Annotated in this window: 14 protein-coding genes; 4 read left to right on the top strand and 10 right to left on the bottom strand. The window is 73.7% G+C overall.

The window, feature by feature from the left end; all coding sequences use genetic code 11:
* Positions 1-69 precede the first annotated feature (69 nt).
* Both N912_RS0105920 and N912_RS0105925 read left to right on the top strand, forming a co-directional pair.
* Positions 70-1,050, top strand: coding sequence for a helix-turn-helix transcriptional regulator (locus N912_RS0105920; protein WP_037063618.1), 981 nt, complete (start codon positions 70-72; stop codon positions 1,048-1,050).
* Positions 1,051-1,184: 134 nt separating this feature from the next.
* A complete protein-coding gene (locus N912_RS0105925; protein WP_028921719.1) occupies positions 1,185-1,430 on the top strand; it encodes a hypothetical protein in 246 nt (81 codons plus the stop codon).
* Between the two features lie 7 nt (positions 1,431-1,437).
* On the opposite strand, the gene N912_RS0105930 is transcribed toward N912_RS0105925, so the two are convergent.
* From N912_RS0105930 to N912_RS49765, 6 genes are read right to left on the bottom strand one after another with little or no spacing between them, the layout of a single operon-like run.
* The gene (locus N912_RS0105930) at positions 1,438-2,619 is read right to left on the bottom strand and encodes an MFS transporter (protein WP_037062861.1); all 1,182 of its coding nucleotides are present in this window, start codon (positions 2,617-2,619) and stop codon (positions 1,438-1,440) included.
* A 34-nt stretch (positions 2,620-2,653) separates the two neighbouring features.
* Positions 2,654-3,463 (bottom strand): MerR family transcriptional regulator, encoded by an 810-nt coding sequence (locus N912_RS0105935; protein ID WP_028921721.1) that lies wholly within the window; start codon positions 3,461-3,463, stop codon positions 2,654-2,656.
* A gap of 31 nt (positions 3,464-3,494) precedes the next feature.
* Positions 3,495-5,051, bottom strand: a complete 1,557-nt coding sequence (locus tag N912_RS49755; RefSeq protein ID WP_037062863.1) for an ABC transporter ATP-binding protein — start codon at positions 5,049-5,051, stop codon at positions 3,495-3,497.
* Complete coding sequence (locus N912_RS0105945; protein ID WP_051579733.1) at positions 5,048-5,899, bottom strand: ABC transporter permease; 852 nt, start codon at positions 5,897-5,899, stop codon at positions 5,048-5,050. Before N912_RS0105945 ends, N912_RS49755 begins: the two co-directional genes overlap by 4 nt.
* Positions 5,896-6,858 (bottom strand): ABC transporter permease, encoded by a 963-nt coding sequence (locus N912_RS49760; RefSeq protein ID WP_051579735.1) that lies wholly within the window; start codon positions 6,856-6,858, stop codon positions 5,896-5,898. Before N912_RS49760 ends, N912_RS0105945 begins: the two co-directional genes overlap by 4 nt.
* Positions 6,855-8,390, bottom strand: a complete 1,536-nt coding sequence (locus N912_RS49765; protein WP_169747815.1) for an ABC transporter substrate-binding protein — start codon at positions 8,388-8,390, stop codon at positions 6,855-6,857. Before N912_RS49765 ends, N912_RS49760 begins: the two co-directional genes overlap by 4 nt.
* Positions 8,391-8,481: 91 nt before the next feature.
* On the opposite strand from N912_RS49765, the gene N912_RS49770 reads away from it, so the two are divergent.
* The gene (locus N912_RS49770; RefSeq protein ID WP_051579737.1) at positions 8,482-9,180 is read left to right on the top strand and encodes a phytanoyl-CoA dioxygenase family protein; all 699 of its coding nucleotides are present in this window, start codon (positions 8,482-8,484) and stop codon (positions 9,178-9,180) included.
* Positions 9,181-9,182: 2 nt separating this feature from the next.
* On the opposite strand, the gene N912_RS0105965 is transcribed toward N912_RS49770, so the two are convergent.
* On the bottom strand, positions 9,183-10,649 hold the full coding sequence (locus N912_RS0105965; RefSeq protein WP_028921723.1) for a peptide MFS transporter: 1,467 nt from the start codon (positions 10,647-10,649) through the stop codon (positions 9,183-9,185).
* Positions 10,650-10,729: 80 nt separating this feature from the next.
* Positions 10,730-12,046: a M20 family metallopeptidase gene (locus N912_RS0105970; protein ID WP_028921724.1), complete on the bottom strand. Its 1,317-nt coding sequence runs from the start codon at positions 12,044-12,046 to the stop codon at positions 10,730-10,732.
* Between the two features lie 108 nt (positions 12,047-12,154).
* On the opposite strand from N912_RS0105970, the gene N912_RS0105975 reads away from it, so the two are divergent.
* Positions 12,155-13,369, top strand: coding sequence for an ABC transporter permease (locus tag N912_RS0105975; protein WP_169747816.1), 1,215 nt, complete (start codon positions 12,155-12,157; stop codon positions 13,367-13,369).
* On the opposite strand, the gene N912_RS49775 is transcribed toward N912_RS0105975, so the two are convergent.
* Entirely contained in the window at positions 13,363-14,517 is a 1,155-nt protein-coding gene (locus tag N912_RS49775) for an NtaA/DmoA family FMN-dependent monooxygenase (protein WP_156993195.1), read from the bottom strand. The genes N912_RS0105975 and N912_RS49775 overlap by 7 nt on opposite strands.
* Positions 14,514-15,464, bottom strand: coding sequence for an ABC transporter substrate-binding protein (locus N912_RS59975; protein WP_169747817.1), 951 nt, complete (start codon positions 15,462-15,464; stop codon positions 14,514-14,516). Before N912_RS59975 ends, N912_RS49775 begins: the two co-directional genes overlap by 4 nt.
* Positions 15,465-15,524 lie beyond the last annotated feature (60 nt).

Here is a 15,524-nt window from a genome sequence, read left to right on the forward strand (position 1 = left end):
CCGACGAGCGTGGACGACGATGCTGTGTGGCTCCTGTGGCCGGTATGGGCAGTCGTGAAGAGAGGCAAGATGGTCGCCGCGGGTACGAACGTCGACGCACTCCTGGAGATCGGTGCACTGCTCGGCTCGTCCGCCGCCGAGGAACCCGGCGCCCCGGACGAGGTGCTGAGGCTGATCCACCGTGTCGTGCCGTACGCGGCGGCGAGCCTGTCGGTGTTCGACCCGGTCGAGGGCGGCCACCGGACGATCGCGCGCGCCGGCTACAGCGACCGGGTGGTGGACCACCTGGACACGTGGTTCATTGCCAACGACGCCGCCTACCATTACATGCGTACCGTGAACCAGACTCCGCTTCGCTGGTCCGACGCGCCTTTCGAGTATCGCTACATGTATTCCGCGCGGGAGGTGTTTCTCCCGGACGGATACCGCGAGGGCGTGACGATCTGCATGCACACCCGTGGCGACCACCGTTATACGGGGAACCTGCATCTGAGCACGGACGAGGCGAGGTTCCCGGGTGACATCACGGACATGGTCCGGTTGCAGAAACTGCTCGGTGGCTTCGGCGACCTGCTGCGCCCGGCGTTGCGCGCGTTGCTCGCGGCGGGCGCGGGCGTACACGCCGCGATCGTGACCGAGGACGCGTCGGTGACCCCCGTCGCCGGCCGGGACCCCGGGCCGCACCTTGAGCCAGGACGGGCGCTGGTCACGGCCGTCGCGAACGCCGTGCGGCGCGGCGAGCTGCCCTCGCGGTTCCGGTGGGTCGACGGGGAGGGCGGTTGGCACCGGATCGACACGACGACCGTCGGCGGCGGCGTGCTGGTGATCGAGCGGGAGTGCCCGCTTCCGTGCGGGCTCAGCGCGCGCGAGCTGGACGTCCTCACCGCGCTGTGCGCCGGCCGGTCCAACCCGGAGATCGCGGCGGGTCTGTTCGTGTCGACCAAGACGGTGGCCAAGCACGTCGAGCACGTCCTGGAGAAGCTCGGATGCACGTCTCGGACCTCGGCGGCCGTGCTGGCGGTGACGCACGGACTCGTCACCCTGGGGTGACGGGATGGGTCAGATGACGTATTCCCCGTGCCACTTCCGCCTCGCTAGCGTCGTGAGTCACACGTAGTACGTCTCGACTAGGAGCAGAACCCGAGTTGTCTGGCACGTCTCCTAGCGGCGGGACCGCGCATGGAATGGACAGTGAGACCGCGGCCGAGCTAGTGGCCGAGGGCTGGACGCCTCCCGGGCAGGTCCAGGACCTGGTGACGCTCGATGACGCCGTCGAACTGCTGCGGACGCTGCTGCCCGAGGCCGTCGCCGTGACGGCCGTCGACGACCTGCCGGAGCCGGACGGGCACATCGGCGGCGTGCGGGTCTGGCTGCGCCGGACCATCGAACGGTTCATCACCGACGCGAACGCCTGCCGGCCGAGGACCTGACGCCGGTTCACGCCGGGGTCAGCCGGGTCGCGGCGGGCAGCCGGCGCTCCAGCAGCATGGCGTAGGCGCCGGCCGCGAGCGAGGTTCCCGCCGCGGTCAGGAACACCGCCTCGGGTGCGACACCAAGTAGGGTCGCGCCCAGCGCCGGCGCGATCGCCAGGCCGACCCACCAGGACAGGCCCATCGCGGCCATGTACCGCCCACGCAGGCCGTCCGGGGCGAGATCGGCGACCAGCGGCATCAGGACGGTGGTGTGGCAGCACTCGCCGACGCCCACCGCGATGACGGCGGCGAGCAGCGCGGGGTACGCGCCGACCAGCACGAGCAGGCACGCCGCGGCGAACAGCCAGGCCGCCACGGCCATCAGCACGGCCCGCCGGCGGCCCTCGGCGATCCTGGCGATGGGCACCTGGGCCACCGCGACGGTGGCGGCGTTGGCGAGCAGCAGCAACCCGATCAACTCCGGGCGCAGGCCGAGCTCGGCGCCGGCGAACGGCGGGAGCAGCCAGGTGAAGACACCCCAGCCGACGGAGATCAGCGCCACGTTGAGCAGCGCGAGCCGGACGAACGCCCGGTCCCGAACGACGACCCGGTACCCGCCGGCGACCGGCTCCGCGCGCGCGTCCGCCGGGACCACGGCGACCAGGATGCCCGCGAACGCCAGGTAGCTGAGGCTGTTGGCCAGGAACAGGGCCACGAACCCGGGCAGGCCGGTGGCCGCCACCAGCCCCCCGACACCACCACCGATCCCGATGCCCACGTTGCCGGCGACCCGGGAGACGGCGGTGGCCCGATGCCGCAGCCGCGCCGGGGCGAGCGTGGTCACGAGGGTCGACTGGCTCGGGTTGAGCGCGCCGTTCCCCGCGCCTGCGACCGCGGCGGCCACGAGCGCGGGCCCTGGCGAGGTGGCCAACGCCAGGCCCGCGTACCCGGCGGCCAGGGCCACCCCGGCGCCGGAGGCGACCGCACGTGCCCCGAAGCGGTCGATCAGCGGGCCGGCCAGCGGCACGCTCGCGACCGCCACCCCGGTGACCAACCCGACGACCACACCGGCGGTCCCCAGGCCGAAGCCGCGACCGTCGTGCAGGTAGATGATCTCGAAAGGGAGCACGGCGCCGTAGCCGAGGTAGTTCACGAAGATCCCGAGCACCACGCACCACAGCGTGCCGGGCAGTCGCGGTCGGTCCACGCGCCCCACCGTCGAGCCTCCCGTTACCGGAGGGTCAACCGTTCAGCCGGAACACCGGCCAGCACACCTCGGTCACGTGGCGGGCCTCGTCGTCGGTGTCGAACCCGGACACCAGGTACACCTCGCGGATCGGCCCGGCGACACCGATCTCCCGCTCCGCCACATAGGTTCCCAGCGCGCCGTAGGCCCGGTCGAGGTCGGCCTGGCTGCCCAGGTGCACGGCCACCGCCAGCTCCGCCGAGGGAATCTCGGTCACGCCGACCCGACCGTCGCCGCCGACCTCACCCGCGACCGGGCGGTAGGCAACCACCTCACCGACCCCCAGCTCGAAATACTCGGCCGAGAACAACGCGCCCCGAGGCCCGGCGGCCTGATGACCGGCGGCCGTCTCCAGGGCTCGAAACGCCGCGTCCCACCACTCCCCCAGCTCCGCCGCCGACACCCGCTCGGCGATCGCCGCGGCACGGATCGGGCCCACCGACCGGTGCTCGACGGCGATCGACGCGGGCGGGCGCTCCAACAGCGAACGCAATGACATGACGATCGAGCGTGTCTCGGCGAGCTGTTCGCGCATCCGGCGCAGGTGCGCGGCGATCAGCTTCTGGCGAGCATCCACGTCATCGGTCCGCAACACCTGGCGGATCTCCTCCAGCGGCATGCCGAGATCCCGGAACCGGCGGATCACCTGCGCGATCGGCACCTGCCCCGGCCCGTAGAAGCGGTACCCCGACGCGGGGTCGACCTCGTCGGGCACCAACACCCCCACGTCGTGGTAGTGCCGCAACGCCTTCACGCTCAGGTGGGTCATCCGGGAGAAGTCACCGATGGACAGCCGAACCCGCATGCCGCGGATTCTCGACCCTCGGCGTGGCGGCTCAGCCGGCCAGGGTGGACAGGGCGGCCAGCGGGTCGGTGGGGTAGGCGGCGAGCAGCTCGCGGGTCACCGGGTGCCGGGCGTCGGTGCGCAGCCGGTCCACCGGGAGCTGCTCGACCAGCCGGCCGCCGTGCAGCACCACGATCCGGTCGCACAGCCGTTCCAGCACGTGCAGGTCGTGGGACACCACCAGCGCGCTCATGTCCCGCTCGGCCACGCGGGTCGCCAGCAGCGAGACCACCTCGGCCTGCAGCGCGACGTCGAGCGCGGCGGCCGGCTCGTCGGCGACCAGCACGTTTGGGCGCACGGCCAGCGCGCGGGCGATCGCGACCCGCTGGCACTGGCCGGTGGACAGCTCGTTGGGCCGCCGCCGGGCCAGTCCGGTCAGGCCGACCTGGTCCAGCAGCTCCTCGGCGCGGCGGCGCCGGGACGCCCGGTCGCCGATCCGGTGGAAGTCGAGCGGGTCGGCGACCAGTTGCGCGGCGGTGCGCCATGGGTTGAGCGAGGCGCGCGGGTCCTGCGGGACCAGCTGGACCCGGCGGCGCACGGCCGGCCAGCCGTCGGCGCGCGGGTCGAGCCCGGCCAGCCGGACCTCCCCGGCGTCCGGGCGTTCCAGGCCGAGCAGGCAGTGCAGCAGCGTGGTCTTGCCCTCGCCGCTGCGGCCGACCACCCCGACGACCTCGCCGGCCGCGACGTCGAGATCGACGCCGGACAGCACCCGACCACCGCCCGGGAACGCCTTCGCCAGCCCGCGCACCCGCACGGACACCTCTCGGGACCCGACCGCGGTCGGGTGGCGCGGCGGCAGCGACCACGGCACGTTGCGCACCAGCGAGCGGGCCAGCACGCTCGACGGTTTCCCGAGCACCCGCGCCGGCGGGCCGTGGTCGGCCACCCGGCCGGCGTCGAGCAGCAGCACCCGATCGGCCAGCCGGGCGGCCAGCCCCACGTCGTGGGTCACCAGCACGATGCCGAGGCCGGCGGCCGCGCGCTCGGCCAGCCGCCGGCACAGCTCCTCGCGCGCCGGGCCGTCCAGCGCGGTGGTCGGCTCGTCGGCCAGCAGCAGCCGGGGCCGCCCGGCGACCGCGAGCGCCAGCCCCACCCGCTGCGCCATCCCGCCGCTGAGCTGGTGCGCCCGGCGCCGGCCGATCGCCGCCGGGTCGGCGAAGCCGCACTCGGCCAGCAGCGCCTCGACGTCCCCGCCGGCGCCGGTGACGCGGCCGGCCTCGGCGACCAGCGAGCCGACCCGCCGCAGCGGGGTGAGCGCGAGCGCCGGGTCCTGGAACACCATGCCGATCTCGCGCCCACGCACCCGCTCGTGCCCGGCGGCCAGGTCGATCGGGCCGGCGTCACCGCGCAGCTCCAGCCGCCGCGCCCGGATACGCCCCGGCGCCGGCACCAGCCCGAGCAGCGCGCGCAGCAGCGTGCTCTTGCCCGAGCCGCTGCCGCCGAGCACCACCAGCAGGTCGCCGGCCGTCACGTCCAGGTCGACGTCGTCGAGCACCACCGCGCCCCGGTAATCGACGGTGAGGCCGCGCGCCTGGAGCAGCGCCGTCACGCCACCACCTGGCCGGACCGGTCGAGCACGTCGCGCAGCCCCTCGCCGACGCAGGTCAGCGCGAACACCGTCACCAGCACCGCGATCCCGGGCCCGAGCATCAGGTGCGGGTGCGACAGCGCCGACGCGCGGGAGTCCGCGAGCATCGCGCCCCACTCCGCGGCCGGCGGCTGGGCGCCCAGGCCGAGGAAGGACAGCCCGGCGACGGTGGACACGAGCTGGCCGGTCTCCACGGCGGCCAGCACCCCGAGCGGCCCGGCCAGGCGCGGCGCCACCTCGGTGACCAGCAGCCGGGGCCGCGACGCCCCCAGCGCCCGCGCGGTCACCGCCGACGGCTCGGCCAGCGCGGCGCGCACCAGCGACCGGGCCAGCCGCGCGAACGGCGCCCACCACACCAGCAGCGCGCCGCCGAGCACCGTGACCAGCGACGGCCCGCGCAGCCCCACGAACGCCAGGATCACGATCACCGCCGGGAAGGCCACCACCGTGTCGATGGCCTTGCGGCCCAGGTCGTCCAGCCGGCGCCCGGCCAGCCCGACCGCCGCGCCGACGCCGGTGCCGATCGCCACCGTCAGCGCCATGGTGGCCCCGGTGAGCAGCAGCGTCTGCCGGCCGCCGTACAGCACCCGCGAGCCGTGGTCGCGGCCGAACCTGTCGGTGCCCAGCCAGTGGCCGCCGCCCGGGGACGCCATCCTCGGCCCGACCCGCTGCGCCGTCGGGTCGAAGCCGGCCAGTACCGGCGCCGCCAGCGTGACCAGCACGACCCCGCCGAGCAGCGCCGCCCCGACCAGCAGCAGCCCGCGCCCCCGCCCGGTGGTCAACAAGCGCGGCAGCCCCAGAACCGTCACGCAACGGCCTCCGCCCTGGCCCGCTCGCGCGGGTCCAGCAGCCGCTGTGCGACGTCGATCGCCCTGTTGACCAGCACCACCAGCGCGGTGGCCAGCACCACGTACGCCTGGATGACCGGGTAGTCCTGCGCGGCGATGGCCTCCACCGCGTACCTGCCGATCCCCGGCCAGGAGAACACCGCCTCGGTGATGATCGAGCCGGTGACCAGGGACGCGAACGCCAGCCCGCCCAGGGTGAGCACCGGGCTCAGCGCCGGGCGCAGCACGTGTCGCAGCAGCGTGCGCCCCGGCGGCACTCCCCTGGCCCGCGCGGCCACCGCGTAGAGCCGGCCGCGCTCGGCGATCAGCGACGCCCGCAGCACCCGGGACATGGTCGGCGACACGGCGACGCCGAGTACCAGCGCGGGCAGCCACAGCCGCCGCGCCGAGGCGGGCCCGGCGATCGGGTAGCCGACCAGGTCGGTGCCGGCCCGCAGCGCGAGCGTGCCGAGCAGGAAGGACGGCACGGTGATGCTGACCAGCGTGGCCAGCCGCACCGCCTGGTCCGTGGCGGCCCCCGGCCGGCGGCTGGCCAGCAACGCCAGCGCCCCGGACACCACCAGGGCGACCGCGAACCCGGCGGCGCCGAGCGCGAGGCTGGCCGGCAACCGGCCGGCCATCTCGGTGCTCACCGGCAGTCCGCTCAGGTACGACACGCCCCAGTCGCCGGTGGCCATCCGCCCCAGCCACCGGGCGTACTGCTCGGGCAGCGGCCGGTCCAGCCCGAGCTCGGCCAGCCGCTCGGCACGGATGCGCGCCTCGTCGGCGGTGCTCAGCCCGATGCCGCCGGCCTCGCCGAGCTGCACGTCGACGGGATCCCCCGGCGCGGTCCGGACCAGCGCGAACACCAACATCGACGCCATCAGCAGCACGGCCAGGGCGCCGGCCGCGGCCCGGAGCGCGGCCCGGGCCACCGTCACGGACCGCCGTCCAGCCGGTAGCCGGGCTGCACCAGGTTCTCGTACTGCAGCGGGTGCGGGACGAACCCGGTGAGGCGCTTGGACACGGCGGTGGCCTGTGGCCGGGGATGCACCGGTATCGACGGCACCACCTCGGCCATCAGCGCGTTCAGCTCCAGGATCGCGGCGGTGCGCTCCTCGGCGGTGGGCGCCGCGTTGGCCTTGTCGATCAGCGGACCGGCCGCCGGGATCCGGTAGCGGCCGTAGTTGGCGGACCCGTCCGGCCCGACCTGCACGGCGATCAGGCTCGGCACGTTGCCCAGCGTGGTGAACGCCGCGGTCTGGGCGTCCCAGTCGCCGCGCTGGCGGGCCTGCTGGGCGAGCGCGTTGTCCACGTGGGAGAGCTCGACGGTGCCGCCGAGCTCTCGCCACTGGGCCTGCAGCACCTCGCCGGTGGGCTGCTCGGTACCCCAGGTCTGCAGGCGCAGCCGCAGCGGCCGGCCGTCCTTGGCCCGCCGGCCGTCCGGACCGGCCACCCAGCCCGCCTCGTCCAGCAGCCGCGCGGCCCGCGCCGGATCGTGGTGGGTGAAGCCCTGCCGGTCGGCCTGCGGGTAGGCCGGGTTGGACGCCAGCCAGCTCGGCGACGGCTCGGACAGCCCCTCGCCGGCCACCTCGGCGACCTCCTCGCGGTTCACCGCCCAGGCCAGGGCCTGGCGCACCCGCTGGTCGGCCAGCGCGGGCGTGGCCGGGTTCAGGTAGACGGCCACCGTGTTCGCGGCGGGCGCCCCGGACAGCGTCAGCCCGTCCGCCGACCGCAGCTCGGCCACCGACGCGCTGGGCAGCAGGTCCACCACGTCGGCCTGCCCGGACAGCGCGATCTGCGCGCGGGCCTGCGGGTCGGCGACCTGGCGCACCACGATCCGCGCCACCGAGGGCGCCGGCCCCCACCAGCGCGGGTTGCGCTCCAGGGTGAGCTCGCGCTCCGAGCTGAACCCGGTCACCCGGAACGGCCCGGTGAGGTCCACCTCGCGCGGCGTGGCCTGGTTCGCGTAGCCGGCCACGTTGTGGATCTGCAGCTCGTAGTGGGCCAGCGTGTAGTCCAGGAACGGCGACGGGCCGTCGGTGTCGAACAGCAGGCTCCTCGGCCCCGCCTCGGCGATCCGCACCCCGGCCAGCAGGTTCGCCGCCAGCGGGTTGCGCTCCCTGGACCGCTCCAGCGACGCGCGCACCGCGGCCGCGTCCACCGGGACACCGGACTGGAAGGCGGCGTTCGCGCGCAGCTCGACCGTCCACCGGTTGGGCGCGCTCTGCCGCACCGAGCCCGCGAGCTCGGGCGCGACCGTGCCGTCCGCTCGGATCTTGGCCAGCGACTCGCCCGCGCCGTAGGCCCGCAGGAAGCTCGTCACCAGCGGCTCGGTCGGGTCCAGGCTGGCGTTGATCCTGGACACCGCGAGGGTGAGCGTGGACGGGTCGTCGCTCGCGCCCGAACCCGACGAACAGCCACCGATCGACAACAGGGCGATCACCAACGCCACGAATCGGCGCACCAACACTCTCACTCTCGTCGCCCGCAACCCTGTCGCTGTCGCAACTATCCTGCAACAGGGCCGGCTCACCGGTCCAGAACCGCTACGAAGGGACGCAATGGCATCGGTCACCGGCGCGACGGGCTACGCGGTGGCCCACGACTGCTTCGACGCCGCCGAGGTCGACGCGCTACGCGCCGGGGTCGAGGCCGCCGCCCGCCGCGCCACCGCGCTCGCCTCGACCGCCGGAACCGACACGATCACCCCGGACGGCCACCGGCTCCGCACGGTCCCCGGCGACCCGCCGACGTCCGTGCACTGGGAGCCCGAGACCGAGCGCCCGACCCTGCGCAACCTCCGCCCGGTCACCCACCTCGACGACCGGCTCGCCGCCCGCTGGGACGACCCCCGGCTGACCGCCGTGGCCGCCGACCTGCTCGGCACGCCCGCCGTCGCGCCGCTCACCTCCAAGATCAGCTTCAAGCGCGCGCGGGTCGGCTCGGAGTTCGACTGGCACCGGGACCACACGTTCCTGGCCCGGTTCCTCGGCGCGGCCGCGCGCGAGGTGGTGACGGCGATGGTGCTGCTCGACGACGCCCACGCCGGCAACGGCGCCCTCACCCTGGTCCCGGGCAGCCACCTCGACGACCCCGCGCCCGACCCGACGCCCGTCACCCTCACCGCGAGCGCCGGCACCGTGATCTTCTTCCGCAGCCGGCTCCTGCACCGCTCGGACCCCAACCGCTCGGACACCGACCGCCGCGCACTGCTCTACCTCTACCAACCCCCCGGCCGCCCGCACCTGGACGAGGCCTGACCTCAGTGCACGCCCTGCATCCGGTGGGAGATCCACGGCTTGAGCGCGTAGACGGCCAGTCCGACGACGATGGTGGCGACGCCGCAGGTGCCGAAGTAGGCGAGCTCGTCGGTCGGTGAGTAGAACCTGGCGAGCACGCCGGCCATCGAGCTGCCGACGCCGATGGAGAAGAAGTACAGCGCCATCATCTGGGCGCGGAAGGCGTCCGGCGCGAGCTTGCTGGTCGCCGAGAGCCCGATCGGTGAGAGCATGAGCTCGGAGATCGCGAACACCGCCAGGATCCCGTGCACGGCCAGTGCCGGGGTGCTCTTACCGGTGCCCCCGGTGAACGGCAGGAACAGCAGGAACGCCGCGCCCATGCCGATCACCCCGAGCGCGAACTTGACCGGCGTGGTCGGCGCCCGCGTACCCAGCTTGGTCCAGATCAGGGCGAACACCGGGGACAGCAGGATGATCCAGATCGGCTCCTCGGACTGCAGCCAGGTCGGTGGCGCGGTCCAGCCGAGGATGTTCCAGTCCATCCGCTCGTCGGAGTACACCGCGAGCACGGTGAACATCTGTTGGAACATCGTCCAGAACACCGCGTTCGCGATGAACAGCGGGACGAACGCCCACACCCGGCCGCGCTCGACACCGGTGACCTTCTTGCTGGCCAGTATCACGGCGAAGTAGACGACCGACGCGGCCGCGATCACCCCGGTGATCACCCACGCGAGGTTGGCCAGCGTCACCACGCCGGTGAACAGCGTCGCGACCACGGCCGCCGCGACGACCAGGACGATCGCCGCCGTGGCCACCCGCGCGGACTCGGGCAGCGGGTTCGTCGGCGCGCGACCGGCCGCCCCCAGGTTCCGCCGGTACACGACGTACTGCGCAAGGCCGACCGCCATCCCGATCGCGGCCAGCCCGAACCCGTAGTGGAAGCCGAGCTGCACCTGCGCGAGCCCGGTGAGCAGCGGCCCGACGAACGCGCCGACGTTGATGCCGAGGTAGTACAAGGTGAAGCCGGCGTCACGGCGGGTGTCGCCCTCGGCGTAGAGGGTGCCGACCAGGGAGGTGATGTTCGCCGTCAGCGCGCCGGAGCCCAGCGCCACCAACACCAGTCCGAGGCCGACGCCGGCCAGCCCCGGCACCACCGCCAGCGAGATGTGCCCGAGCATCACGACGACCCCGCCGTAGAGCACCGTGCGTTCCATGCCGACCAGCCGGTCCGCGATCCACGCGCCGAACACCGTGGACAGGTACACCGCGCCGCCGTACGCGCCGACGATGCTGGTCGCGGTGCTTTGCGGCAGCGCCAGGCCGCCGTCGGTCACCGTGTAGTACAGGTAGTAGGTGAGGATGCCCTGCATCCCGTAGAACGAGAAGCGCTCCCACAGCTCGACCCCGAACAGGTTGGCCAGGCCGATCGGGTGGCCGAAGATGGTCCGTTCCGGTGGTCGTTCGACGGCGTCGGTGACGTCGGGCATGACGCGCCCTTTCCCTAGCTCGAGAAGTGTGATTGACCACTCAACAACTCGCGAGCAGCGTACTTCTCTGGTAAAGGGGGCTAGCGGCGGAAGATCGCGGGGACGTCGACGACGCCGCCGTCGGCCTCGAACTCCTCGCGCACGGCGGCGCGCAGCTCGGCGTCGGAGAGGTAGTCGGCGGCGGTCGCGGCCAGGCCGACCGCGCCGTCGATGACCCCGGTGTCGCCGCGTTCGCCGCGCGCCCAGGCCGCGAAGTCCTCGGTGTGCAGGGAGACCTCGGGCGGTGCCACGGCGAGCATGGGGTGGATGGCGGGCAGCCGGAGGCTGAGGTTGCCCAGGTCGGTCGAGCCGGTGAGGGTGTCCGGCACCACCCCGTCGGGCAGCACTGTGCGGCCCCGGCCGGTGAGGTGCCGGGACCAGTGGGCGGCGAGCGCGCGGTTGTGCCGGATCGGCAGGTACGGCGGCACCGGGTCCCAGGTCACCTCGACGCCGGTGCCGGTGCCCAGCGCGGCGGCGGCGAACACGTCGTCGAGCCGGGCGCTGAGGTCGATCAGCGTGGACGGGTGGGCCGAGCGGACGTAGCACTGCAGGGCGGCGCGCCGGGGCACCACGTTCGGCCGGCCGCCGCCGTCGGTGAAGGTGGCGTGCACGCGGTCGGTGGAGGGCAGGTGCTGGCGCAGCGCGGCGATCCCGGTGTAGGCGGCGACGGCGGCGTCCAACGCGTTGCGGCCCATGAACGGCATGACCGCCGCGTGCGCCGCGACGCCGTGGAAGACGACGTCGACCACCCGGCGGCCGAGGAACGCATGCGTCGCCACGTCGTAGCTGAACGGGTGCAGCATCAGCGCGGCGTCGACGCCGTCGAAGCCGCCGGCCTGTGCGATCAGCTCCTTGCCGCCCCCGCCCTCCTCGGCCGGCGTGCCGATCAGCTCGACGGTCCCGCCCAGTGACGCGGCGTGGTCGGCGACCGCGAGCCAGGCCCCGACGGCGCCGGCGCAGATGATGTTGTGCCCGCACGCGTGGCCGATCTCCGGGAGCGCGTCGTACTCCGCCAGGATCGCCAGCCGGGGCGCGCCGGTGCCCACCGTGGCGCGCACAGCGGTCGGCAGCCCGAACGCACCGACCTCGGCGGCGTGGCCCTCGGCGCGCAGCAGCTCGGCGACGGCCGCCGCGGCGCGGTGCTCCTCGTGCCTGGTCTCGGGATGGTCGTGCACCCGATGGCTCAGCGCGAGCAGCGCGGCGCGCCGGCGTTCCACCGAGGCGGTGACCGCCGCGACCAGGCCGTCCTCCGCGCCCCGGTACGGCGACGAAGGCGGGCTCGCCAGCTCGGCGCGCCGGCCGGTCGCGGCGTAGAGCTCGTCGAGGTAGCCGGTGCTCGGCGCTGCGGGCTCGGTCATGGCTCCAGGATGGTGTGGTCTGCCGGTCGGCGCTCGCCGAGGCCACCAAGTAAAGTAAGCCTGACCTTAGTCGGCTCTCGCCTCGGACCTTCAAGGGAGAACGCGTCGATGCACCTCAGGGAAGCCCTCGCCATTGCGTTGCAGAGCATGCGGGTGGCGCGGTTGCGTACGGCGTTGACGGCGTTGGGCATCGTGGTGGGTGTCGCGGCGGTCATCCTGTTGGTGGGGTTGGGCACCGGGATTCGCAGTGGGTTCGACGAGTCGTTCGGGCCGTTGAGCACCGCGATCATCGTGACCAAGGCGAACACGTCACTGCCGGGCGCGCACGCGGCGAAGAGCCTGACCGAGCAGGACCTGGAGGCGCTGTCCAAGCCGGGCGCGGCGCCGAGCATCACCCACGTCACGCCGCTGCGCAACGGCCAGGCCGTGATGCGGTACGGCACCAAGGAGTTCCGCGCCGCGATCGGCGGGGCGTTCCCGAGCTACCTGCAGGTCCGCAACCGCGAGATCATGGCCGGCCAGATGTTCACCCAGCAGGACAACGAGAGCCGGTCCAGGGTGATCGTGATCGGCACGAAGGTGCTCAACGCCCTGTTCGACGGGGACGTGGCCACCGCACTCAGCTCCGAGGTCAAGGTCGGCCGGCTGACCATGAAGGTGATCGGCATCCTCAAGTCCGCCGGCGACGACGCCGACGGGACGGCGCTGGTGCCGCTGAACTCGGCGCGCGCGCTGTTCGCCGGCGCGAACACGATCAACGGGATCGGTGTGGTGGCGGCCAGCGTTGACCGGGTCCCCGCCGCGATCCAGGAGATCAACCAGGTCCTGGACAAACAGCACGACGTCAAGGACCCCGGGGTGCGCGACTACCAGACCCAGGCCATGCTCATCCAGCTCGAACAGGTCAGGAAGTTCCTGTCGCTGCTGACGCTGTTCGTGGCCGGGGTCGCCGGGATCTCGCTGTTCGTGGGCGCGCTGGGGGTGGCCAACATCATGCTGGTCACGGTCACCGAGCGGACCGGCGAGATCGGCATCCGCAAGGCCATCGGCGCCCGGGACAGCGCGATCATGAAACAGTTCCTGATCGAGTCGACGATGCTCGCCGCGTTCGGCGGGCTGGCCGGCATCGCGGTCGGGATCGGGCTCACGCTGGCCGGCGGCTGGGTGGTGCCGACCGTGGCGCCGGAGTTCGGGGCGCCTGAGATCTCGGTGGTCGCCATCGCCGTCGCGTTCGGGGCCAGCCTGCTCATCGGCCTCGGGGCCGGCGGCTACCCGGCGCTGCGGGCGGCCCGGCTGCACCCGATCCAGGCGCTGCGTTACTGAGGGCGACTCTGGGGGCGACTCTGGGGGCGACTCTGGGGGCGACGCAGCCCCAGCCGTGCGCGCAGCGTTCCGCCGCGGCGGACGGGTTCGAGCAGGCCGGCCCGGCGAAGGTGCGGGGCGACCAGGTCGGTCAGGTCCTCGAGGTCGCCGGGCAGCACGTGCGGGATGTGGGTGAACCCGGCCACCACGCCGGCGTCGTGCCACTGGGCCAGCCGCTCCGTGATCGACTCGGGGGTGCCGGCGACGACCAGGTGGGGCGGCGTCGCGTCGCGGAACCGCCGGCGCAGCCTCCGGGCGGCGAGCGCCTCGGTCTCATCGACGATCAGGTTCAGCCCGGGCATGACCAGCACGTCCTCGGGTTGTCTGCCGTGGCGGCGCAGCCGGTCGCGCAGGTCGTCGCCGAACGCCCGGGCCTCGTCGATCGAGGTCAGCCGGGTGAAGATCACATCGGCGGTCCGGGCGGCGCGCTCCCGGAACTCCTCAGAGGCGCCCGCCTGGATGATCACCGGGTGCCCCTGGGGCGGGCGCGGGACGGTCAGCGGGCCCCGGACCCGGAACCACTCCCCCTCGTGGTCCAGGGTGCGGATCTTGTCGGGGTCGGCGAAGACGCCGGCGTCCTTGTCGACGACCAGCGCGCCGTCCTCCCAGCTGTCCCACAGCGCCCGGACGATGCCCAGGAACTCGTCGGAGTGCTCGTGCCGGCGGGCCAGCGGCGGGCGGTGGTTCACCGCGAAGTTGTGCGCGTCCATGTCGCCGAGCGAGGTGACCACGTTCCACGCCGCCCTGCCCCGGCTCAGGTGGTCAAGCGAGGCGAACATGCGCGCCAGGTGGAACGGCTCGTGGTACGTCGTGGACACGGTGGCGGCGAGGCCGATGTGCTCGGTCACCATCGCCAGCGCGGACATCAGCGTGATCGGCTCCGGCCAGACGTTCACCGCGCCGCGCAGGCCGGCCCTGCTCGCGTCGTGCAGGGTGTACTTGTCGGGCAGGAACACGTAGTGCACCCCGGCGCGCTCGGCTTTGAGCGCCAGCTCCAGGTAGAAGGACGGGTCCAGCAGCCGCTCCGGGCTCGACCTCGGCCCCGACCAGTCCCCGCCCACCCCGCTGGAGGCGGGCGCGACCAGCGTGGCGGCCAGCGTGAGGGTCATCGGAAGCTCCGGCTCAGGAACGGCTGGAGCTGGTCGAGCACCCAGCCCACGTTGGCGATGCTCGGGACCTGCAGCGCGACGGTCACGCTCTGCGAGATCGCCGTGTAGTGCCCGCCGCGCACCACGTTGAGCTTCTGGAACAGCGGGGACGCCTCCAGCGAGCCGCGCAGGCCGTCGTTGACGTAGCCGAGCACCAGCAGGTCGCCGTCGAGGTCGCCGACCCGTTCCCGGCTGATCTGGGTGTAGCCGGCCGGGGTGACGGGGGCGTCGGCGAGCGCGGGCACGACGTTCATCCCCCACCGGCTGAACAGCCGCCCGGTGAAGCCGTTCTTCGCGGTGACCAGGCCGATGTCGTCGGCGGCGCGCACGTAGCCGTAGGCGTAGGTCTTGCCGCGCAGGCCGGGGATCGCCTCCGGCACCTGGTCGATGCGGCGGTTCGTCTGCTCCAGCGCGACGCGGGCGGCGTCCTCCTTGCCCAGGGCCTCGCCGATCAGCATGGTGCGCCGGTCCATGTTGTCGCCCTCGCCGGGCAGGCCCATGATCGTCGGCGCCAGGGCGGACAGCCGCTGGTAGCTGTCGGTCAGGCTCAGCGCGGAGGTCGCGACGATGAGGTCGGGGCGCAGGGCGGCGATCCGCTCGATGGGCGCGCCCTGGGCGATGTCCAGGACGGTGGTCCGCGCCGGGTCGAGCTGGCCCGCGAGCCAGGCCGGGATGCCGTCGGGGCTGTAGAAGTCCTTGGAGACGGCGACCGGGGCGACGCCCAGCGCCACCACCGTGTCCACGTCGCCGTAGCCCAGCGCCACCACCCGCTTCGGCCGCGCGGGGATGGTGACCTCGCCCTGGCCGGTGGACACCGTCACCGGGAACCGGCCCCCGTCCGTGTCCGGCGCCGCCTGGCCCCCGGCCGGCTCGCGGGCGGAGCAACCGGCGAGCACGAGGGCCGCCAACACACCGACCAGAACCCGACAACGTCTCCCCAGCACGCGACTCCCCTCGGTTCGGCACGC

This window comes from Actinospineispora acaciae DSM 45401, from assembly GCF_000620785.1.
Lineage (GTDB): Bacteria > Actinomycetota > Actinomycetes > Mycobacteriales > Pseudonocardiaceae > Pseudonocardia > Pseudonocardia acaciae.

Bases quoted from the DNA above. Each gene is read 5' to 3' on its own strand.
- N912_RS0105920 (WP_037063618.1), top strand. From the start codon at position 70: ATGGTCGCCGCGGGTACGAACGTCGACGCACTCCTGGAGATCGGTGCA.
- N912_RS0105925 (WP_028921719.1), top strand. From the start codon at position 1,185: ATGGACAGTGAGACCGCGGCCGAGCTAGTGGCCGAGGGCTGGACGCCT.
- N912_RS0105935 (WP_028921721.1), bottom strand. From the start codon at position 3,463: ATGCGGGTTCGGCTGTCCATCGGTGACTTCTCCCGGATGACCCACCTG.
- N912_RS49770 (WP_051579737.1), top strand. From the start codon at position 8,482: ATGGCATCGGTCACCGGCGCGACGGGCTACGCGGTGGCCCACGACTGC.
- N912_RS0105965 (WP_028921723.1), bottom strand. From the start codon at position 10,649: ATGCCCGACGTCACCGACGCCGTCGAACGACCACCGGAACGGACCATC.
- N912_RS0105970 (WP_028921724.1), bottom strand. From the start codon at position 12,046: ATGACCGAGCCCGCAGCGCCGAGCACCGGCTACCTCGACGAGCTCTAC.
- N912_RS0105975 (WP_169747816.1), top strand. From the start codon at position 12,155: ATGCACCTCAGGGAAGCCCTCGCCATTGCGTTGCAGAGCATGCGGGTG.
- N912_RS49775 (WP_156993195.1), bottom strand. From the start codon at position 14,517: ATGACCCTCACGCTGGCCGCCACGCTGGTCGCGCCCGCCTCCAGCGGG.